The organism is Salibaculum griseiflavum (assembly GCF_003129565.1).
Classification (GTDB): Bacteria; Pseudomonadota; Alphaproteobacteria; order Rhodobacterales; family Rhodobacteraceae; genus Salibaculum; species Salibaculum griseiflavum.
This window is the reverse complement of sequence record NZ_QETF01000002.1, coordinates 54,929-75,692: the sequence shown is the minus strand read 5'-3', so window position 1 is coordinate 75,692 and position 20,764 is coordinate 54,929. Positions and strand designations below refer to the sequence as shown.

The window sequence follows — 20,764 nt, the reverse complement described above, 5'->3', positions numbered from 1 at the left end:
CTCGCGGATCACTCCGCGGCGATCTTGATCACCGGCTCCATCGAGGCCAGGTCGGCATCGCTCAGGTGGCATTTGACCTGGTGGCCATCGGCCAGGGTCCGCACCGGGGGCACCTCGCTTTCGCAGAGCGACGCACCGGCCTTGTCCTTCCAGCGGCAGCGCGTCTGGAACGGGCAGCCCGAGGGCGGGTTCATGGCCGAGGGTATATCGCCTTCCAGCACGATATGCTGCTTTTCGATATGGGTGTCGGCGATGGGCACCGCGGACAGAAGCGCCTCGGTATAGGGGTGATAGGGGGGCGAGAAGACCTGTTCGGTCGTGCCCAGCTCCACCACGTGGCCCAGATACATGACCATGACCCGATCCGACAGATAGCGCACGATCGACAGGTCGTGGCTGATGAACAGAAGCGTGGTCTTTTCCTCGCGCTGGATCTCCATCAGCAGATCGGTCACGGCGGCCTGCACCGACACGTCAAGCGCCGAAACGGGTTCGTCCGCCACCACGATCCGGGCGCCTCCGGCAAAGGCGCGGGCGATGCCCACACGCTGTTTCTGGCCGCCCGACAGCTGGCGCGGCATGCGGTCGGCAAAGGCGCGCGGCAGTTTCACGAGATCGAGCAGCGATAGCATCTTTTCGCGGCGTTCCTCATCGTTCTTGCCGAACTTGAAGATTTCCAGGGCCCGGATGATCTGCCGTCCCACGGTCATCGACGGGTTCAGGGTGTCGAACGGGTTCTGGAATACCATCTGCACGTCGGCCACGGTCTGGGTGTCGCGGTTCTCGATCGGGGTGGAACCGATGGATTTGTTGTCCAACAGGATCTCGCCCTCTGTCGCTGTCTCCAGCCCCATCAGCACCTTGGCAAAGGTCGACTTGCCGCAGCCGGATTCGCCCACGATCGCCAGCGTCTCGCTTTCGCGGGCCTCGAAGGACAGGGTCTCGTTGGCCTTGACCACGCGTTTCTCGCCGCCGCCGAACAGGGCGTTGGCCGCGACCTCGTAGTATTTCTTGAGGTTGTCCATCTTGAGGACGACCTGTCCCGGCTCGTTTTTCTCGGTGGTCTGCGAGGCCACCAGTGGCGCATCCCAGTCGATTTCCTTGAACTTCAGACAGCGGCTTTCGTGCCGGTCGTCGCCCGGCACGGGCTCCATCAGGATATCCTGCGCATCGCAGCGCCCGGCCTCGAAATAATCGCAGCGCGGGCCGAAGTTGCAGCCCGGCGGGCGTTCATGGGGCAGGGGGAAGTTGCCCGGAATGGCCACCAGCGGGCGCGCGTTCTTGTCGGCACCGGGCAGGGGGATCGAGCGGAACAGCGCCTGCGTGTAGGGGTGGCGCATCTTGTCGAACACGTCCTCGATGCTGCCGCGTTCCACCGCCTCGCCGGAATACATGACGCAGATACGGTCACAGGTCTCAAGCACCAGCCCAAGGTTGTGCGAGATGAAGAGCATGGAGGTGCCGTATTTCTTGCCAAGGTCCTTGACCAGGTCGACCACCGCCGCCTCGACGGTCACGTCAAGCGCCGTGGTCGGCTCATCCAGGATCAGCAGCGACGGTTTGGACATCAGCGCCATGGCGATGACGATCCGCTGTTGCTGCCCGCCCGACAACTGGTGCGGATAGGATCGCAGCATTCGTTCGGGGTCTGGCAGTTTCACGTCCGCGACCACTTCGAGCGCCCGCTCATAGGCCTCGGTTTCGGAAATGCCCTCGTGGATCATCGGCACTTCCATCAGCTGCTGGCCGATGCGCATGGCCGGGTTCAGGCTGGCCATGGGTTCCTGGTAGATCATGGCGATCTGGCTGCCGCGAATGTCGCGCAGCTCGTCCGGGGTCATCTCGCCGAGGTCACGGCCCTTGAACTTGATGGACCCGCCGACGATACGGCCGTTGACGCCGAGGTCCTGCATGACCCCGAGCGCCACGGTCGACTTGCCGCAACCGGATTCCCCCACCAGACCCAGCGCCTCGCCGGGCATCACCTTGGCGGAGAAATCCATAACCGCCGGAATTTCCCTCAGCCGCGTGAAGAAGCTGATGGAAAGCTTGTCGATCTCCAGGATCGGACCGTCGTAATCCCACTTTTTCATGGCGCTCTCCTCAGTCCTTCAGGGATTCTTCACGCAGGCCGTCGGCCAGCAGGTTCAGGCCAAGCACGAGGCTCAGCAGGGCGATCGCCGGCGGCAGGGCCGGGTGGGCGTAGATCAACAGAAGCTTGCGCCCTTCATTGATCGTGGACCCCCAGTCCGGACTCTCCGGCGGCAGGCCGAGGCCGAAGAAGCCTAGCGTCCCGAGAAGGATGGTGGTGTAGCCGATGCGCAGGCAGAAATCGACGATCAGCGGTCCACGCGCATTGGGCAGGATTTCCCACAGCATGATGTACCAGGGGCGCTCGCCCCGGGTCTGGGCCGCGGCGACGTAGTCGCGCGTCTTGATGTCCAGCGCCAGGCCTCGAACGATCCGGAACACGGTCGGGCTGTTGACGAAGACCACCGAGACGAAGACCACCAGGATTCCGCCGGGAATATCGAAGAAATCGAGCGGCCAGAAGTCGATCGGGCTGCCTTGCTGGTTGATCACCGACAGGTAGAGCATCAGCAGTGGCACCAGCACGATGGCCAGGATCAGGTAATCCTTGCTGGGCTGATTGCGGTAGCGCGAATGGATCAGCACCCCGAAGAAGACCAGCGGGAAGATGAACAGCACCATGGCCATGTAGTTGGGCAGGCCGGTGGCGATGATCTCGGGCGTCACCAGAAGATAGAACAACAGGATCACCGGGAACGCCAGGATCAGGTTGGCGAGGAAGGACAGGAACGTGTCCAACCGACCTCCGTAATAGCCCGCCGGCAGGCCCAGAGTGATCCCCACCATGAAGGCAAAGAGCGTGGCCAGCGGGGCGATCATCATCACGATGACGGACCCTTCGACCATGCGGCTGAAAATGTCGCGCGCCAGGTTGTCGCCGCCCAGAAGGTAATGGGCGAAGCCCGCCTCGCCCTCGGGCATGGGCACGCCCGGCGGTTGGTTCTTCAGGCCCGAGATCTGCGCGAGCGGATCATGGGTGCCGACCAGGTCGAAGATGCCCACGAAGACGGCCGTGAAGACCCAGAACATGACCAGGCCGAAACCGATCATCCCGATCACGCTGTCAAAAAGCTTGCCGTAGAGGCCCAGGCGGCGCTTGAAGATGATCGACAGGGTGAAGGTGAGGATCAGCGCGAGCCAGACGGGCAGGAACTGTTTGGCCATTTCGCCGACGATGCCTGCGTTGCCGTAGCCGGCGAACTGGCTGAAGAAGATGAAGGCCACGATGACGCCGACGATCACGATGAATGACCAGCGGATCAGCCATTCGAACAGCGCCGCGGGGGCCCGCTGCAGCAGGTAGGCGAAAAAGCCGCCCATCAGCAGGAAGACCAGCGCGGTGATCGTTGTGTTCAGCCAGCCGGGCAGGCCCAGCTCGGCCAACCAGGCCGACAGGGTCGGATCGGCGGTGAAGGCTTCGAGGGCATAGAGCACAAGACCCACCGCGATCGCCGGGATGGCCAGTTCGAAGAACGAGGTCTTGTCGCTCCAGCGCCAGGGCACGACGACGGCACCGCCGGCGGCCGTGACCTGTTGCGTGGAGGTTGCGAAGGCGGCGACGAAATTGCCTACGACAGCCAGCACGAACACCGCGACCGCGATGATCATGACGGGGCCGAGGGTGCTTCCGAGAGAACCGGTCCAGGTTAGGGCTTCCATGATCTCTCTCCCTTACGAAATGCGGATACGCGGGTTCAGGAAGACATAGCCGATGTCGGAAATCAGCTGTGTCGCGAGAACCACGAAGACCGAGACCACCGAAACGCCCAGGAGCATCTCGATGTCGTTGTTGCCGGCGGCTTGCACCAGCGTCCAGCCGAAGCCCTTGTAGTTGAACAGGGTCTCGACGATGACAACGCCGTTCAGCAGCCACGGGAATTGCAGCATGATCACGGTGAAGGGTGCGATCAGGGCGTTGCGCAGCGCGTGGCGCAGCACGATGTTGCGGAAGCTGACCCCCTTGAGCCGCGCGGTGCGGATGTATTGCGCGGTCATGACCTCGGTCATCGAGGCGCGGGTCATGCGCGCGATATAGCCCATCCCGTAAAGCGCGACCGTCAGTACCGGCAGGGTGAAATTCTCGAAGGTGATGTTGTCCATCGCCGAGGTCGCCGTGCCCTTGAACCATTGCATGTTGAAGGTCGCGGTGGCGAAGACCGCGATGAAGACGACGCCCGAGACATATTCGGGTGTCGCCGTGGACAGGATCGAGACGGTCGAGAGCGACCGGTCGGTGCGCGAGCCTTCTTTCATCCCGGCCAGAACGCCGATGATCAGCGCGCCGGGCACCATGACCAGCATCACGAAGAACATCAGCTTGGCGGTTTGCCAGCCGCGTTCGCCCAGGATCGAGCTGACCTCGTCGCGGAACACCGTCGAATAGCCCCAGTCGCCCTGCAAGACGCCGCAGAAGGTCGCCGTATCCTCGGTGATGGTAGAATTGTTGGCGCAGCGGCCGCGGGTTTCGCCGTCGGTGCCCTCGATCACGTAACCCGGCAGGACGCCCAGCCATTCACCGTATTTGACGAAGACATTGCGGGTATAGCCGCGATTGCCCAGCCATGTTTCCACGGCCTCGTCGGACATCCGGGCATTGCCCTGTGTCTTGGCGAGTTTTTCCAGGTTGGGCTGAAGGTTGGTCAGCCAGAAAACGATGAAGGTCAGGCAGAGCGCCGTTAGAAGCATCACTCCTAACCGGCGAAGGATGAATAGTCCCATGTTCGCCCCTGTCGGCTATGTGTCCCGCGCGTTGCCGCGCTTGTTTGTATTCATGTCAAAAAGGGCCGCCCGATGCCGGGCGGCCCTTCCTGTCGTCTTAGGCCGCAAAGCCCCACTTGTAGATATGCGGCAGGTAGGCGATGTGCATTTCCGCGCCGACCACCTCGGGCTTGTGGTGGCGGTAGAGCGACCGCCAGTAGGGCTGGATCGTCACCGCTTCCTCGGTGATGATTGCCTGCAGCTTGGCCATGACCTCGCGGCGGGCGTCTGCATCGGCGATCGAGTTGGCCTCGGTCAGAAGCGCGTCGAACTCCTCGTTGGACCAGCCGAACTCGTTCCAAGCCTCGCCCGAGCGATATGCCAGGCCAAGGATCTGGGTGCCCAGCGGGCGGTGGTTCCAGTTGGTCGAGCTGAACGGATACTTCGTCCAGTCGTTCCAGAAGGTCGACCCGGGGATGATCGTCCGCTTCACATTGAAGCCGGCGTCGCGCAGCTGGGCTGCGACGGCATCGGTTGTGTTGCGGCGCCAGTCATCGTCGATTGACACGATTTCCATCTCGAAATCGGCCATCTCGGCCTCGTCCAGCAGGGCCTTGGCAGCCTCGGGGTCGTATTCCAGGCGCGGCACGTCGGCAAATTCCGGGTGCATCGGACCGACATGCTGGTTGCGCGCTTCGAGGCCGCGGTTGGCATAGCCCAGCTCCAGGCAGACGGCGTTGTCGACGGCCTTGACGATGGCCTGACGCACGCGCTTGTCGGCATAGGGCTGCATGCCGTTCACCTCGGCCAGCTGGTTGGGGCGGATCACGATGGTCGCGCCCGAGGCCACCTCGGAGCGGGTCCAGCCGAGACCGTCCATGACGTCGACGAAATCGCCCACGGTTTCATAGAACATGTCCACCTCGTCGGCGGCTGCCGCGGCCACCCAGGCCGACGGATCGGTGCCGTAATCGACAAACTCGATCCGATCGAGATAGCCACCGCGGCCGGCCGCGTATCCCCACCATTCGTGATCCTCGTTGCGCACAAGCACGCTCTTGACGCCGACATCATGGCTTTCAGGCAGCATGTAGCCGGTGCCGACCGGGTTCGACAGCAGGTCATCGGGGTTGTGCGAGCTGTGAACGATGGCCGCCGGGTAGTCCGACATGCCGGCGATCAGGGTGATGTCCGACACGGGCGAGTTCAGGCGAACCGTGTGACTGTCGACAACTTCGACGGCGCCGTCCAGCGCGGTTCCGGTTTCCGGGTCGATGAGCGACGCGAAGCGGCCGGCCATCGAGTTGCCCTCGACGTTTTGGTCGCACCAGCCAACGATGTTGCGCGCGACGTCCTCGGCGGTGAAATCGTCGCCGTTGTTCCACTTCACGCCCTGGCGGACGTTCAGCGTGTAGACGGTGGCGTCATCGTTGACTTCCCAGCTTTCCAGCAACATGGGCGCGAAGGAACCGTCATTGTTGTATTCGACCAGGTATTCCAGCCAGCCGGACGTCACGAAGGCGATCTGCGACCAGTCGAAGGTCCGCGGGTCCTTGAGCGCGCGCACTTCCATTTGCATGCGCAGGGTGCCGCCCTGCTGGGCGTGTCCCGCGGCGTGTGCGGGTTGCTCAAGGCCAAGCATACCGTATGCGGCCGCCGATGTGACGCCCAGCGCGGTGGTGCGGGCCATGAACTCGCGGCGCGACAGCTTGCCGGCTTTGGCGTCCTTCACATAGGTCTCGACCGCGGGATGCAGCGGAGCGCCGGTGAGTGTCATTTTTGTCATGCGTGTTCTCCCTGTGACACGTTCGTTTGAGTGGCTCGGGGCCGCGACCGAACCCGGCCCCCGCCCTTTCCACCGAGTGATGAAGACGGAAATCTCCCCTCTCGCCATGCATTCGGCACGGTTTTTGACGGGGGGTCAATCGCCGCAATCGTCATTTCGATGTCCATTTGCGACGTTCACATGATCGGAAAACGACATCAAGTGAGAAACGACGCCATGGCGAAGAAGTGATTCCGTATCGTCATGTCTCTTCGCGGCCCCGTTTCAGGCGGCGTGCAGCGGGCCCATCTTGCGGAACGCAGAGGGGGTCATTCCGGTGCGGTTCTGGAAGGCACGGGTGAAATAGGCGGCCGAGCCGAAGCCGAGGTCGCGCGCAATATCGCGCACCGGGATGTCGCTGTCTCGCAGCAGGACCCGTGCTTCGTAGAGGATGCGATCATTGAGCAGGTCCAGCGCCGATTTCGAGCAGGTCTGTTTGCAGCAACGTGTGAGGTGGGTCGGGGTGACGCCCAATGCGGCGGCGTAGTCCGCCACCCCCTTGTGGTCTTGGAAGTCCCGCTCGATGAGGTCCGTATAGGCCGCCACCAGCCGGGCCGATGCGGACTCCTGACGCTTGTCGGTGCTTTCATCCTCGCGCAGCGCCAACTGACGTTCGAAGAACACCGACAAAAGCCCCAGGTGATGCAGCGCCGCGCGTTCGGCGCCGGGCAGGGGCGATTGCAATTCGCGCTCCAGATGGTCGAAATGAGTCGCCAGGTCTTTCTGGGCGGCCACGTCGCGCAGGCGCAGGTGGTAACTGTCCTCGGGCCATTCGGGCGTCATGGCGGGCGGGATCGTGAGGATCTGACCAAAGACCGTCGTGCCCGCCTCGAAGCCATACATGGTGCGGCCGGGGATGAAGATCAGGTTGTTGGGGCCATAACCGCTGGTCAGACCGGCGACGGTGATCCGGCCCTGGCCCTTGGCCACGAACACCAGGCGGGCGCTGGCATGGCTGCGCATGGCTTCGGTGCGCCATCTGCTCTCGGGGCTGTTCTGTCCAAAGGCGTAAAGAGCCAGTCGGTCGGCGCGGTCGCTGAGCATGGAACTCCCCGGACGTGTTCGATTAGGACAATCATGAGCCGGGTTGCCGCCCAAAACAACAACAATTTATCGAAAAAGAAAAAGTGCTGTGGATAAGCCTGTGGGCATCCTGTGGCCTATTTATCGTCCGGAAGGGCGATGCGCCGCCAGTCCCCCATGCGCGATCGCGCCCAGGTGCGCTGACGCTTGGCATATTGCCGGCTGGCGATCACCGCCGCCTCACGCGCGGCATCCAGCGTAAGGTCGCCGTCGAGGTGAGCAATCAACTCTGCCGCGCCGATGGTGCGCGAAGATTGCAGGGCCGGGTCCCAGTCCGGGCGCATGGCGCGTGCCTCGTCCAGTGCGCCGGAGGCGATCATCTGGTCGAAGCGCAGCGTGATACGGGTATTGAGCCAGTCCACATCCGGAACCAGAACCAGTGGCGTCGCCTCGGAAAGCGGCAGGAGCGGCGGCGGCGTATCGGCCTGCCAGGCGCGGATCGACCGCCCGGTGGCGCGCTGCACCTCCCAGGCGCGCTGGACCCGGGCGCGGTTCATCAGGTCGAGCCCCGCGCGGGTCTCGGAATCCAGCGCCACGATCATCTCGCCCAGCGTCATCGCGTCAGCTTCGGTCCGGATCGCTTGCGGCGTTTTCGGTATATCGGCCAGCCCCTCTGTCAGGGCCGTGAAATTCAGCCCTGTTCCGCCCACGATGATCGGTCGCTCCGTGCCCGACAGAAAGGGTTTCACATCCCGCAGCCAGTCGCCGGTGGAATAGGGCGCGTCGAAGGGCAGGTGCCCGTAGAGCGCATGCGGCGCACGGGCCTGTTCGGCGGCATCCGGCTGCGCCGAGAGGATCGGCCAGCCCCGGTAGACCTGCAGGGCATCGGCATTCACGATCACACCGCCCTGCGCCTCGGCAATACGCAAGGCCAGGGCCGATTTCCCGCTCGCCGTCGGCCCGTAGATCAGGACCGGGCGGTCGGGCGGAATTTCTGACGGGTCGATCACGGTTTTTGCCCGGCTTGCCATTGCACAGGTTCGCCTTTTCCGACATTTTGACGCTGACGAAAAGCAAAAGAGGGGAACCCGATGTCAGGCACCGAAAAAACGGCGTTCAAGAGGGTTCTTCTGAAGATATCGGGTGAGGCATTGATGGGCGATCAGTCCTATGGCCTGCATCCGCCAACGGTCGAGCGTATCGCCCGAGAAGTGAAATCCGTCCATGACATGGGCGTCGAGATCTGCATGGTCATCGGTGGCGGCAATGTTTTCAGGGGGTTGCAAGGCAGCGCCCAGGGGATGGAACGCACCACGGCCGACTACATGGGTATGCTGGCCACGGTGATGAACGCGCTGGCCATGCAGTCCGCGCTGGAGGGGCTGGGCGTCTTCACCCGCGTGATCAGCGCCATCCGCATGGACGAGGTGGCCGAGCCCTATATCCGCCGCCGCGCCGTGCGCCACCTTGAGAAGAAACGCGTCTGCATTTTCGCGGCCGGCACCGGGAACCCCTATTTCACCACCGACACGGCGGCGACGCTGCGGGCCAACGAAATGGCTTGCGAGGCGATCTTCAAGGGCACCAAGGTGGACGGGGTCTATGACAAGGACCCGGTGAAATACCCCGATGCCAAGCGTTATGACGAGGTTTCCTATGACGAGGTGCTGCAAAAACACCTCGGTGTGATGGATGCCAGTGCCATCGCCCTGGCACGCGACAACAACCTGCCGATCATCGTCTTCTCGCTGGACGAACCGGGCGGGTTCCGGGGCATCCTGGCCGGCGAGGGCACCTATACCAGGGTTGGCGGCTGACCCGGCGGCGCCCGAATGACGGCATGATGTTGCCAAGCCTTTCCCTATACAAATGCCCGCGATTGCCTGTATAGCGGGACGAAACTCAAGACCGAGAGCAGCCAGATGTCAGACGATTTCATTCTCGATACCGACGACCTTGCCCGCCGCATGGACGGGGCCATTGCCAACCTGCGCACCGAGTTCGCCTCCTTGCGCACCGGGCGGGCCTCCTCCTCGATGCTGGAACCGGTCCAGGTCGAGGCCTACGGCCAGATGACGCCGATCAACCAGGTCGGCACCGTCAACGTGCCCGAGCCGCGCATGGTCACCATCAATGTCTGGGACAAGTCGCTGGTCGGCAAGGTGGAAAAGGCCATCCGCGAAAGCGGGCTGGGCATCAACCCGCAGCTCAACGGCACGATCATCATGCTGCCCATTCCCGAGCTGAACGAGGAACGCCGCCGCGAGCTGAGCAAGGTCGCGGGCACCTATGCCGAACATGCCCGGGTCTCGATCCGCAACGTGCGCCGTGACGGGATGGACCAGGTCAAGAAGGCCAAGGGCGACGGCCTGTCCGAGGACGACCAGAAGTTCTGGGAACAGGAAGTCCAGGAGATGACCGACAGCTACATCAAGCAGGTCGATGAGGCGCTGGAAACCAAGCAGGCGGAAATCATGCAAGTGTGACCACCCGGCCGGGTGGTGTGCGTAAGACCGGGTTTTTCAGGAAACGGAGGCCGAACATGGCCAGTGACACGCAGACGGACGGGCCACGCCATGTGGCCGTCATCATGGATGGCAATGGTCGCTGGGCCCAGATGCGGGGCCGCCCGCGCCTGTTCGGCCACCAGGCCGGCGCCCGCCGCGTCCGCGAGATCGTCGAGGCGTGCCCCGACAACGGGGTGAAATACCTGACTATCTTCGCCTTCTCGACCGAGAACTGGAAACGCACCCAGGCCGAGGTGGCCGGTCTGATGAAACTGTTTCGCCGCTATATCGAGCGCGAGGCTCAGGACCTGCTGAAGAACGGTGTCCGCGTCCGGTTCATCGGGGATCGCGTCCGGCTGGATGACAAGCTTGTGGCGTTGATGGACGAGTTGGAGCTGATGACCGCCGACAATGACCGCGTGCACCTGACCGTGGCGATCAACTACGGCGGCCGTGACGAGGTCGCGCGGGCGACTCGACGTCTGGCTCATGACGTGGCTTCGGGGCGGCTCTCGCCCAAGGATGTCGGCGACGAGACCCTGCCGCGCTATCTCGATACCTGTTTCCTGCCCGATCCCGACCTCGTGATCCGCACCAGCGGCGAGGCGCGAATCTCGAATTTCCTGCTCTGGCAATCGGCCTATTCGGAATACGAATTCATCGACACGCTCTGGCCCGATTTCACCCGCGACGAATTCGCAAGGGTTCTGGCCGGATTCAAGACCCGCGACCGCCGCTTCGGGGCGGTCAAGGCCTGACACCATGCAAGTGACACCGCCCGACATGTCCGGCAAATGGGGCGACCTGTCGGCCCGCGTCTGGTCCGGCGTGGCGATGGCTGTTGTCGGCATCGGGGCGATCGTGCTGGGCGGCGTCTGGTTCCAGATGCTGGTGGTCTTCGTGACCGCCGTCATGGTCTGGGAATGCTGGATCATGATCCGCGGAACCTCTCCGGTCTCTGGCATGCTGATCGCCGCCGGTGTGGCGTCTGTCCTGTCGGCACAGGTTTTTGATGGGCCGGCGACCCGAGAATTTCTTCTGCTCTTCTTGATTGCACCCGTTGTGGGGCTTCTTGTGCTCAAGCGCGAACGTCTGACCTTTGCCATCTTCGCGCTTGCCATCCAGGTGGCGGGCTGGGGTCTGGTCCATTTCCGGTTGGACTACGGATTCACCTGGTTGATCTGGCTGGTGAGCCTCGTGGTTGTCACCGATATCGCCGGGTATTTCGCGGGCAAGGCCCTGGGCGGGCCGAAGTTCTGGCCTGCGGTCAGCCCCAAGAAGACCTGGTCGGGCACCGCCGCGGGCTGGATCGCCGCGGCGTTGGTCGGTGCGATTTTCGCGGCCTTTACAAATGCCGGCTGGGTCGTGGTCGCGATGTCGGTCCTGCTCAGCTTTGCCGGGCAAATGGGCGATATCGCGGAAAGCGCCTTCAAGCGCCGCCAGGGGGTCAAGGACAGCTCTGCCCTGATCCCCGGCCATGGCGGGTTGTTCGACCGGTTCGACGCGCTTCTGGGCGCGGCGCTGGCGCTCTTGCTGGTCGCCGAGGTGTTGAACGTGCCCGGGGTGGATTTTTGAGAACCGTCAGCATTCTGGGGGCGACAGGGTCGATCGGGCAATCGACCCTTGATCTGATCCGTCGCACGCCCGACGCCTATCGCGTCGTGGCGCTGACCGGCGGGCAGAATATCGCGCAACTGGCCGGTGACGCCATCGCGGTCGGGGCGGAGATCGCGGTGACAGCGGATCCGGCCCGGCTGGATGATCTGCGCGCGGCGCTCGCCGGGTCCGGGGTCGAGGCTGCCGCCGGGCCAGAGGCGATCATCGCCGCCGCGGCGCGCCCGGCCGACTGGACAATGTCGGCGATCGTCGGTGCCGCTGGCTTGCCACCGGGGCTGGAGGCCCTGAAGCAGGGCAACACACTGGCGCTGGCCAACAAGGAATCTCTGGTCACTGCCGGGCCGCTCCTGCTGGGGCAGGCGGCGAAATACGGTGCCACGGTCTTGCCGGTGGACAGCGAGCATTCCGCGATTTTCCAGGCCCTCGTGGGCGAGGAGGCCGATACGGTCGAACGGGTCATCATCACCGCGAGCGGCGGCGCCTTCCGCGACCGCCCGCTGGACGATCTGGCCCATGTCACCGTGGCCGAGGCCTCGTCCCATCCCAATTGGGACATGGGCCAGCGGATTACAATCGACAGCGCGTCGATGTTCAACAAGGCCATGGAACTGATTGAAACCCATGAATTCTTTGGCATCGCGCCGGACCGGATCGAGGCCATCATCCACCCCGAGAGCCTTGTGCACGCCCTGGTCGGTTTCACCGATGGGGCGCTCATGGCCCATGTCGGCCCGCCGGACATGCGCCATGCGATCGGCTATGCGCTGCATTGGCCCCATCGCGGGTCGGTTCCGGTCGAGCGGCTGGACCTGGCCCGGATCGGGCAGCTGAATTTCCGCGCGGCCTGTCCCGACCGGTACCCGGCGCTGGCGCTGGCCCGGCGGGTCATGGAGCAGGGCGGTCTGGCCGGGGCGGCCTTCACGGCCGCGAAAGAAGCGGCCCTTGATGGGTTCATCGCGGGCGAGATCGGGTTTCTCGACATGGCGCGCGTCGTCGAGGCGGTGCTTGACGACACTTTGTCCCGCCAGGGGCTGCAAAATGACACGATTACCCTAGATAGCGTCCAGCACACCGATGCGCTGGCCCGACGCAGCGCGCGCACGTGGATCGAGCAGAAAAGAGCCTGAACCTTGGATTTCATCAATTTCATCCCGAATTTCGGCAGTCCAATCCTAACCATCGGGGCCTTTGTCCTGGCCCTCTCGATCATCGTGGCGATCCATGAATACGGTCACTACATCGTTGGCCGCTGGTCCGGCATCGACGCCGAGGTGTTTTCCATCGGGTTCGGCCCGGTGCTGTGGTCTCGGATGGATCGACGCGGCACACGCTGGCAGGTCGCGGCCTTTCCGCTGGGCGGTTTCGTCAAGTTCCTGGGCGATGGCAACGCTGCCAGCGTCGGCGGTGATGGCGAGACAGAGAAGGCGCGAAATACGATGCTGGGCGCGCCGCTCTGGGCGCGGGCGGCGACCGTGGCCGCAGGCCCGATCTTCAATTTCATCCTGTCCATGCTGGTTTTTGCCGCGCTGCTGGTGACCCTGGGTCAGCCACTCAAACCGCTGACGGTCTCCGAGCTGCCCGACTGGCCCGAAAACCGCGCCCTCGAATTGCAGGCCGGCGACACGATCCTGCGGGTCGAGGGTGTGGCGCTGGATTTCCCCGAAGGCTTCCGGGACGCGCTCGGTCAGCTGCCATCGGTGGCGGAGCTCGATTACGAGATCGAGCGTGACGGCACCCGCATGACGGTCCCCGGCCCGCACCCCACGCCGTCGCTGGTGCAGTCGATCACGCCGCGCTCGGCCGCTGACGATGCCGGGCTTCGGATCGGAGACCTCGTGCTGTCGATGAACGGGACGCCGGTTTACAGCTTTGCCGATATGGTAGAAGTGGTGAACGCGACCGGGCCGCAGCCCATCTCGTTGGAGATCTGGCGTGACGGCGCCATGCGTCAGGAGGTCATCACGCCGCGCATGGCCGCGATTCCGCAGCCCAATGGGTCGATGATCGAAGAACCGAAGCTGGGCATCGGCAATGGCGGTCTGTTCTTCGAGCCCAAGACAATGTCCGTCGGCCTCTGGGAGGCGCTGACGCTCGGGGCTCAGCAGGTGTGGTTCATCATCGTGCAATCGCTCAACGGGCTTTGGCACATCATCACCGGGGCGATTTCCACCTGCAACCTGTCCGGGCCGGTCGGCATCGCGGAAACCGCCGGGTCGATGGCCAGCCAGGGATTGGAATCCTTCATCACTTTCATCGCGGTGATGTCCACGGCCATCGGGCTGCTGAACCTCTTTCCGATCCCGATCCTCGATGGCGGGCACCTGGTGTTCCACGCCTGGGAGGCGGTGACGGGCAAGCCGCCCAGCGATGGCGCGCTGCGGATCCTGATGGCCATCGGCCTGTCGCTGATCGGCACGCTCATGATCTTCGCCATCGCGAACGACCTGTTCCTTTGCCCATAGGGGCAGAGACCGGCGCAAATCGCCCCTGACATTTCATGGCCGCGCCATGGTTTGGTCACATTTCGGCGTGATCTTGCATCGGAACCGTTCCGAAAGGACCAGACCATGCAGTCAATCACGGCCGGATATCGCGGGCTTTCGCTACTGATCGATCTCAACTGGGATCGGCTGATCTATCTTGGCACGATCTTTGCGGCGCTCCTGGTGGGGGCCTGGATCGGCGGATCACTCTGACCCATCCCCACGGGGACGGGAGTGGAACCGGGCGCGCCCAGATCGGGCGCGCCCGTTCGTTTTTGCATCCCAGCTTTGACAAGGCGGGTGTCGGGGGATAGACCGAACCCATCTGGGATGTCTGAACGAGCATAAAAATGAGCAGTCTTGTCTCGAACGCCCTAAAGCGTTCCCTCGGGCCGGTCCGCGCCCTTCTTTTCTTCGCTGTAGTGGCCATTGCCGGTCTGCCTCCGGCCCCGGCGCAGGCGCAAAGCTACGCGTTTTCCTCGGTTCAGGTCGAAGGCAATCAGCGGATCGAGACCGGCACGATTCTCACCTATCTCGGGTTTGGCCGGGGCGAGACCATCAGCGCGGGCGAGTTGAACGCCGCCATTCAGCGCATCAGAGAGACCGGGCTTTTCGAAACCGTCAGCGCCACGCCGCGCGGCAACACGCTGGTGATCACCGTTGATGAGTATCCCACGATCAGCCGGATCAATTTCGAAGGCAATTCGCGGCTGAGCGACGAAGACCTCGCCCCGATCGTGCGGAGCCAGCCGCGCCGCGTCTATTCCCCGGCCCAGGCCGAGGCCGATACCGCCGCCATCGTTCAGGCCTATGCCGATCAGGGCCGGATCAACGCAACGGTCACGCCGCGCATCATCGCCCGCAGCGACAATCGCGTCGACCTTGTGTTCGAGGTCTTCGAGGGTGGCCTGACCGAGGTTGAGCGCATCAGCTTCGTGGGCAATCGCAATTATTCCGACCGGCGCTTGCGCCGGGTGCTGGAAACCAAGCAGGCCGGCCTTTTGCGCGCCCTTGTCCAGCGCGATACGTTCATTGCCGACCGGATCGGTTTTGACCAGCAGGTGCTGACGGATTTCTATCGTTCGCGCGGTTACGTCGATTTCGAGGTTCTGAATGTCGACGTGTCGCTGACCCGTGGCCGCGACGCCTACCTGATCACCTTCAACGTCCAAGAAGGTCAGCAATTCCGCGTCGGCGACGTTCAGGTCACGTCCGATCTGACCGAGGCCGACCCGCTGGATTTCGAGTCCGCCTTGCGGCTGCGCTCTGGCGTCGTCTATTCGCCGACCCTTATCGAGCGCGACATCGCCCGGCTGGAACGTCTGGCCATTCAGAAGGGACTCAATTTCGTCCGGGTCGACCCCCGGATTTCCCGCAATGATCGCGACCTGACACTGGATGTCGATTTCGCGCTCGTGCGTGGCGACCGCATCTTCGTCGAACGGATCGACATCGAGGGCAACACGACCACTCTGGACCGTGTCGTTCGCTCGCAATTCGACGTGGTCGAGGGTGACCCCTTCAACCCCCGCCAGATCCGCCAGAGTGCCGAGCGCATCCGCGCCCTCGGGTTCTTCGGCAATGTTGACGTGAACGCCCGAGAAGGATCGTCGCCCGACCAGGTGGTTATCGACGTGGACGTGGACGAGGCGCCGACCGGGTCCCTGTCCTTCGGCGGCAACTATTCGACCGATACCGGCTTTTCGCTTCTGGCTTCCTACAACCAGCGCAACCTGCTGGGCCGGGGTCAGGCGCTTGCCTTCGACCTTCAGTGGAACGCCGATGCGCAGAATGTCGGCTTCGACTTTCTCGAACCCCGCCTGCTGGGGCGGGACCTGCGTTTCGGGCTTGGAATCGACTATCGTCAGACCGACAATCAGGGCGAAACGCTCTACGACACGCGCACGGCCGGCTTCCGGCCCTCGCTGAGCTTCCCGGTCAGCGAGAACGGCCGCCTGCAGGTCTACTACGAGTTCGATTACGCCGATCTTTATAACATCGACCCAAGCTCCTCGGCGCTTATCCAGGCTGACGAGGGTGCTGTCGGAACCAACAGCCTGGGCTATGGCTACAGCTTTGACACCCGCCGGTCGGGGCTGAACCCCAATGCGGGTGTGCTGTTCCGCTTTGGCCAGCAATTCGGGTTCGGGGATAGCAACTTCATCAAGACCTCTGCCGAAATCACCGCGCAGACCTTGGCGCTGAACGAAGAGGTCACGCTGCGCGCGACGCTGGAAGGGGGCGCCCTGCAATACAGCGACGGCCAGAGCCGGATCACCGACCGCTACTTCCTCGGGAGCAACATCATGCGCGGCTTCCAGCCCGGTGGCATCGGCCCGCGCGATACGGGCACCGAAGAGGCCTTGGGCGGCAACTATTACGCCGTGGCCCGCCTCGAAGCGGAGTTCCCCCTTGGCCTGCCCGAGGAATACGGGATCACCGGTGGGGTCTTCCTCGATCACGGGTCGCTCTGGGATATCGGGCGCGCAACCGGTGGGTCCGTTGAATACAACGACTACACCCCGCGCACGATCGCCGGTGTCTCGATCTTCTGGACTACACCCATCGGCCCGTTGCGGTTCAACTTCACCGAGCCGCTGGACGTGCAGCCCAATGACCGCACCAAGAGCTTCGACCTGACGATCTCGACGGAATTCTGATGGCCGGGCCCGGGCTGCGTCTGTGGCATTTCCTGGTCCTAGCGTTGTTGTTGCCGGGCACCATGCTGAGCGCCCAGGACGAGACCAACGGTCTGCCGCTGACAGGCGGGGATTTCCCGGTCGCGGCGGCGGATACGCCGATCCTGACCGTTGATCTCGAACGGCTGTTCCAGCAGACGGTTTTCGGACAGGCGGTGGTCGAGGATTACAATGCCGAACGCCGGGCGCTGGCCGCCGAAAACCGCGAGATAGCCGAGGCGTTGCGGACCGAGGAACTGGACTTGGCCGAGCGCCGGCCCGATATGGACCCCGCGGTTTTCCGGGAAGAGGCCCAGGCCTTCGACGAAAAGGCCCAGGGGATTCGCCGCGCGCAGGATTCAAAGGAAGCAGCCATCGAGGACGATCTGGCCCGTGCCCAGGAGGAGTTCGTGCAGGTGGTTCAGCCGGTCCTTGGGGAGATTCTGGTCGACCGTGGCGCGTCGGTCATCCTGCACCAGCAATCGGTGCTGTTGTCGCTGGATCGGATAGATGTCACCGACGAAGCGATTGCCCGCGTCGATGAAGAGATCGGTGACGGTGCCGGGCTGCGTCAGCAATAGCGCGCTTGCCCCCGGCGGACGCAGTTGCTACCCCCTTTCGAAGCGCTTCAAGGAGTTCCCATGTCCGACGCCCTCAAGACCGCCGATATTCAGCTGATCCAACGTATCCTGCCGCATCGCTACCCGTTCCTTCTGGTGGACAAGGTGGTCGATATCGACGGCACGAGCTCGGCGCGCGGCATCAAGAACGTCACCATGAACGAGCCGCATTTCCAGGGCCATTTCCCGGGTACGCCGATCATGCCGGGCGTTACCATCATCGAGGCCATGGCACAGACCGCGGCCGTGATGATCGGTGTCACGATGGATCTGGCCGACAAGGAACTGCTGATCTACTTCATGGGCATCGACGGCGGCAAGTTCCGCCGCAAGGTCATCCCCGGGGACGTTCTGGAAATGCAGGTCGAGACCACGCGTGGAAAGCCCGGTGGCAAGGTCTGGAAATTCAAGGGCGTGGCCACGGTCGAGGGTGAAATGGCCGCCGAGGCCGAATTCACCGCCATGGTCGACATGCAGGGGTGAAGGCGGACGTGTCCACCGAGATCCATCCAAGCGCCATCATCGAACCGGGCGCGCAGATCGGGCCCGGGTGCCGGATCGGGCCGTTCTGCACCGTGGGGCCGCAGGTCGTGCTGGGCGACGGGGTCGAATTGAAATCCCACGTGGTCGTGACGGGCGATACCCATATCGGCGCCCAGACCACAGTTTTCCCATTCTCGGTCATCGGCGAGATCCCGCAGGACCTGAAATTCGGCGGCGAACAGACGCGGCTGCGCATCGGCGCGCGAAACCGCATCCGTGAACATGTCACCATGAATACCGGCACCGCCGGGGGTGGCGGCGAAACCCGCGTTGGCGATGACGGCTTGTTCATGGCGGGCTGCCACATCGCCCATGACGCCCAGATCGGCAACAACGTCATCATCGTGAACCAGACGGCCATTGCCGGCCATGTCATCATCGAGGACGACGTGATCGTCGGCGGGCTGTGCGGGGTGCACCAATTCGTGCGGATCGGCAAAGGGGCCATCATCGGGGCCCTGTCCATGGTGACGAATGACGTGATCCCACATGGCCTTGTCCAGGGCCCGCGCGGCGAACTTGACGGCCTCAACCTCGTCGGGCTCAAGCGTAAGGGGGTCGCCCGTGGCGACATCACCGCGCTGCGGGCCGCGTTCCAGGCGCTCAAGGATGGCGAGGGGTCCTTCATGGACCGCGCACGGCGGCTTTCGGACGAGACCGACAGCCCCTACGTGGCCGAGATGGTCGCCTTCATCCTGGGCGACACCGACCGCAACTTCCTGACGCCCTGATGCTGGCTTTGATCGCAGGGCAGGGCGGATTGCCGCCGCATCTGGCCCGGGTTCTGGCCGAACGGGGCGAGGTGCCGCTGGTTTGCGAGATCGAGCAATTCCCCTCTGCCATCGCGGGTGATTTCCCGCGTTTGACGTTCCGGCTGGAAACACTGGGACAGGCCCTGGCCACGATGGTTGATATGGGGGTCACGCAGGTCTGCATGGCTGGCGCCATGCGCCGCCCCGAGATCGACCCCGCCCTGATCGATCCGTTGACCGCGCCGCTGGTGCCGCGCCTCGTGGCGGCCATGGCCCTTGGTGATGATGGCACGTTGAGAGAGTTCATTTCCCTGTTTGAAGAGCATGGCCTGTCGGTCATCGGTGCCCACCAGATCGACCCGACCCTTGTCCCGCCCGTGGGGGTGCTGTGCGGGACCGTTCCCGAGGAGGCCGAGGCCGATATTGCTGCTGCGCGGGAGGCGCTGGCCCGGATGGGTGCGGCGGATCTGGGGCAGGCGGTCATCGTGCGGGGCGGCCGGGTGGTGGCACAGGAGGATGATAGCGGCACGGCCGCGCTTGTTGCGGGGCTCGGCGGGGCTAGTGGGGGGCTACTCTACAAGGCGCCGAAACCGGGACAGGAGCTGCGCGCGGACATGCCCCTGATCGGTTTGGAGACGGCGCGCCAGGCGGTTCAGGCCGGCCTGTCCGGAATCGTGATCCAGGCGGGGGGCGTCATGGTGCTGGACCGCGAGGCCACGATTTCCGCGCTGGATGCGGCCGGGCTGTTCCTGTGGGTGCATCCATGAAGGTCTTCGTGATCGCGGGGGAACCCTCGGGCGACCGGCTTGGCGGGGCGCTGATGGCGGGGCTGTCAGAGCTGGAGCCGGGCGTCGCCTTCGACGGTGTCGGCGGCCCGCTCATGCAGGCCGAGGGGCTGGACAGCCTGTTTCCCATGGAAGAGCTGTCGGTCATGGGGCTGGCCGAGATCCTGCCGAAATACCGCCACCTGAAGCGGCGCATCCGCGAAACCGCCGAGGCCGCGATTACCGCCCAGCCGGACGTGGTCATTGGCATCGACAGTCCGGATTTCTGCCTGCGCGTCGCGCGGCTGGTCAAGGCGGGCTCGGATATTCGCACGGTGCACTACGTGGCCCCGACGGTCTGGGCGTGGCGCCCGGGGCGCGCGGCCAAGATGGCGCAGGTGATCGACCACGTTCTGGCGCTGTTCCCGTTCGAGCCGCCCTATATGCACGAGGCGGGCATGGCCTGCGATTTCGTGGGCCACCCCATCGCGACCGAACCGCCCGTGACAGCGGATGAAATCGCGGCCTTCCGCGCCCGTCACGGGCTGTCGGCAGAGCGCGATACGCTGATGATCCTGCCGGGGTCGCGCCGGTCCGAGGTCGAGCGGCTGGCACCAACCTTCATCGGGGCGCAGGCCCGGGCCGGGCTGGAGGATATGCAGGTGATCCTGCCGACCCTGCCGCATCTGCGGGAAACGGTGGACCGGCACTTCGCGGCGTTGTCGGCGACGGTGTTTCACGGTGAGGGCCTGTCGGCGGCGCAGGCGGCCCGCGAACGCTTCGTGGCCATGGCCGCGGCCGACCTTGCTCTGGCGGCCTCTGGCACGGTGTCTTTGGAACTGGCGGCGGCGCGCACGCCGATGGTCATCGCCTATGACATGGCCTGGCTCAGCCGCCAGATCATCGCGCGGATGCTGCGCACGGACACGGTCACGCTGGTGAACCTGGTGTCCGAAACCCGCGTCGTGCCGGAATTCATCGGCAAGGCCTGCCGCCCCGAGCTTATCGCTGACGCGCTTCGGCAGGTCCGTTCGGACCCGCAAGCGCAGCTTGAGGCGCTGGACCTGACCATGGATCGGCTGGGCCGCGGGCAAGAGGCGCCGGGCCTGCGGGCGGCGCGCGCGGTCCTGAACCGACTATAGCGCTTGCCGCCGCCGGCCCGAT

At 64.1% G+C, this 20,764-nt stretch carries 19 protein-coding genes; 13 read left to right on the top strand and 6 right to left on the bottom strand.

Annotated features, from left to right (window positions below):
* Positions 1–8: 8 nt before the first annotated feature.
* The 6 genes from DFK10_RS02245 to miaA all read right to left on the bottom strand — a co-directional run bounded on the left by DFK10_RS02245 (position 9) and on the right by miaA (position 8,667).
* On the bottom strand, positions 9–2,093 hold the full coding sequence (locus DFK10_RS02245) for a dipeptide ABC transporter ATP-binding protein (RefSeq protein ID WP_109386160.1): 2,085 nt from the start codon (positions 2,091–2,093) through the stop codon (positions 9–11).
* A 10-nt stretch (positions 2,094–2,103) separates the two neighbouring features.
* Positions 2,104–3,750 carry an ABC transporter permease gene (locus DFK10_RS02240; protein WP_235866744.1) on the bottom strand — a complete coding sequence of 549 codons (1,647 nt, stop codon included), beginning with the start codon at positions 3,748–3,750 and terminating at the stop codon, positions 2,104–2,106.
* Between the two features lie 12 nt (positions 3,751–3,762).
* Positions 3,763–4,809, bottom strand: a complete 1,047-nt coding sequence (locus DFK10_RS02235; protein WP_109386158.1) for an ABC transporter permease — start codon at positions 4,807–4,809, stop codon at positions 3,763–3,765.
* Between the two features lie 97 nt (positions 4,810–4,906).
* Positions 4,907–6,574, bottom strand: coding sequence for an ABC transporter substrate-binding protein (locus tag DFK10_RS02230; protein WP_109386156.1), 1,668 nt, complete (start codon positions 6,572–6,574; stop codon positions 4,907–4,909).
* Positions 6,575–6,838: 264 nt separating this feature from the next.
* Positions 6,839–7,657, bottom strand: a complete 819-nt coding sequence (locus DFK10_RS02225; RefSeq protein ID WP_109386154.1) for a helix-turn-helix transcriptional regulator — start codon at positions 7,655–7,657, stop codon at positions 6,839–6,841.
* Positions 7,658–7,773: 116 nt separating this feature from the next.
* The gene (gene miaA / locus DFK10_RS02220; protein WP_109386152.1) at positions 7,774–8,667 is read right to left on the bottom strand and encodes a tRNA (adenosine(37)-N6)-dimethylallyltransferase MiaA; all 894 of its coding nucleotides are present in this window, start codon (positions 8,665–8,667) and stop codon (positions 7,774–7,776) included.
* Between the two features lie 60 nt (positions 8,668–8,727).
* On the opposite strand from miaA, the gene pyrH reads away from it, so the two are divergent.
* From pyrH to lpxB, 13 genes are all read left to right on the top strand, one after another.
* Positions 8,728–9,453: a UMP kinase gene (gene pyrH / locus DFK10_RS02215; protein ID WP_109386150.1), complete on the top strand. Its 726-nt coding sequence runs from the start codon at positions 8,728–8,730 to the stop codon at positions 9,451–9,453.
* A 105-nt stretch (positions 9,454–9,558) separates the two neighbouring features.
* Positions 9,559–10,122: a ribosome recycling factor gene (gene frr, locus DFK10_RS02210; protein WP_109386148.1), complete on the top strand. Its 564-nt coding sequence runs from the start codon at positions 9,559–9,561 to the stop codon at positions 10,120–10,122.
* Between the two features lie 56 nt (positions 10,123–10,178).
* The gene (gene uppS, locus DFK10_RS02205; protein WP_109386146.1) at positions 10,179–10,901 is read left to right on the top strand and encodes a polyprenyl diphosphate synthase; all 723 of its coding nucleotides are present in this window, start codon (positions 10,179–10,181) and stop codon (positions 10,899–10,901) included.
* A gap of 4 nt (positions 10,902–10,905) precedes the next feature.
* Positions 10,906–11,718: a phosphatidate cytidylyltransferase gene (locus tag DFK10_RS02200; RefSeq protein ID WP_235866743.1), complete on the top strand. Its 813-nt coding sequence runs from the start codon at positions 10,906–10,908 to the stop codon at positions 11,716–11,718.
* On the top strand, positions 11,715–12,887 hold the full coding sequence (dxr, locus tag DFK10_RS02195) for a 1-deoxy-D-xylulose-5-phosphate reductoisomerase (RefSeq protein WP_109386144.1): 1,173 nt from the start codon (positions 11,715–11,717) through the stop codon (positions 12,885–12,887). The genes DFK10_RS02200 and dxr overlap by 4 nt, the downstream gene beginning before the upstream one ends.
* Before the next feature lie 3 nt (positions 12,888–12,890).
* A complete protein-coding gene (gene rseP, locus DFK10_RS02190) occupies positions 12,891–14,222 on the top strand; it encodes an RIP metalloprotease RseP (protein ID WP_109386142.1) in 1,332 nt (443 codons plus the stop codon).
* A gap of 105 nt (positions 14,223–14,327) precedes the next feature.
* Complete coding sequence (locus tag DFK10_RS16675; RefSeq protein WP_268952198.1) at positions 14,328–14,456, top strand: hypothetical protein; 129 nt, start codon at positions 14,328–14,330, stop codon at positions 14,454–14,456.
* Positions 14,457–14,593: 137 nt separating this feature from the next.
* The gene (gene bamA / locus DFK10_RS02185; protein ID WP_109386140.1) at positions 14,594–16,903 is read left to right on the top strand and encodes an outer membrane protein assembly factor BamA; all 2,310 of its coding nucleotides are present in this window, start codon (positions 14,594–14,596) and stop codon (positions 16,901–16,903) included.
* Complete coding sequence (locus DFK10_RS02180; protein WP_235866742.1) at positions 16,903–17,502, top strand: OmpH family outer membrane protein; 600 nt, start codon at positions 16,903–16,905, stop codon at positions 17,500–17,502. The genes bamA and DFK10_RS02180 overlap by 1 nt, the downstream gene beginning before the upstream one ends.
* Before the next feature lie 60 nt (positions 17,503–17,562).
* Positions 17,563–18,024, top strand: coding sequence for a 3-hydroxyacyl-ACP dehydratase FabZ (gene fabZ / locus DFK10_RS02175; protein WP_109386138.1), 462 nt, complete (start codon positions 17,563–17,565; stop codon positions 18,022–18,024).
* A gap of 8 nt (positions 18,025–18,032) precedes the next feature.
* A complete protein-coding gene (gene lpxA / locus DFK10_RS02170; RefSeq protein ID WP_109386609.1) occupies positions 18,033–18,815 on the top strand; it encodes an acyl-ACP--UDP-N-acetylglucosamine O-acyltransferase in 783 nt (260 codons plus the stop codon).
* Positions 18,815–19,603, top strand: coding sequence for an LpxI family protein (locus DFK10_RS02165; RefSeq protein ID WP_109386136.1), 789 nt, complete (start codon positions 18,815–18,817; stop codon positions 19,601–19,603). Before lpxA ends, DFK10_RS02165 begins: the two co-directional genes overlap by 1 nt.
* A complete protein-coding gene (gene lpxB / locus DFK10_RS02160) occupies positions 19,600–20,742 on the top strand; it encodes a lipid-A-disaccharide synthase (protein WP_109386134.1) in 1,143 nt (380 codons plus the stop codon). The genes DFK10_RS02165 and lpxB overlap by 4 nt, the downstream gene beginning before the upstream one ends.
* Positions 20,743–20,764: the final 22 nt, after the last annotated feature.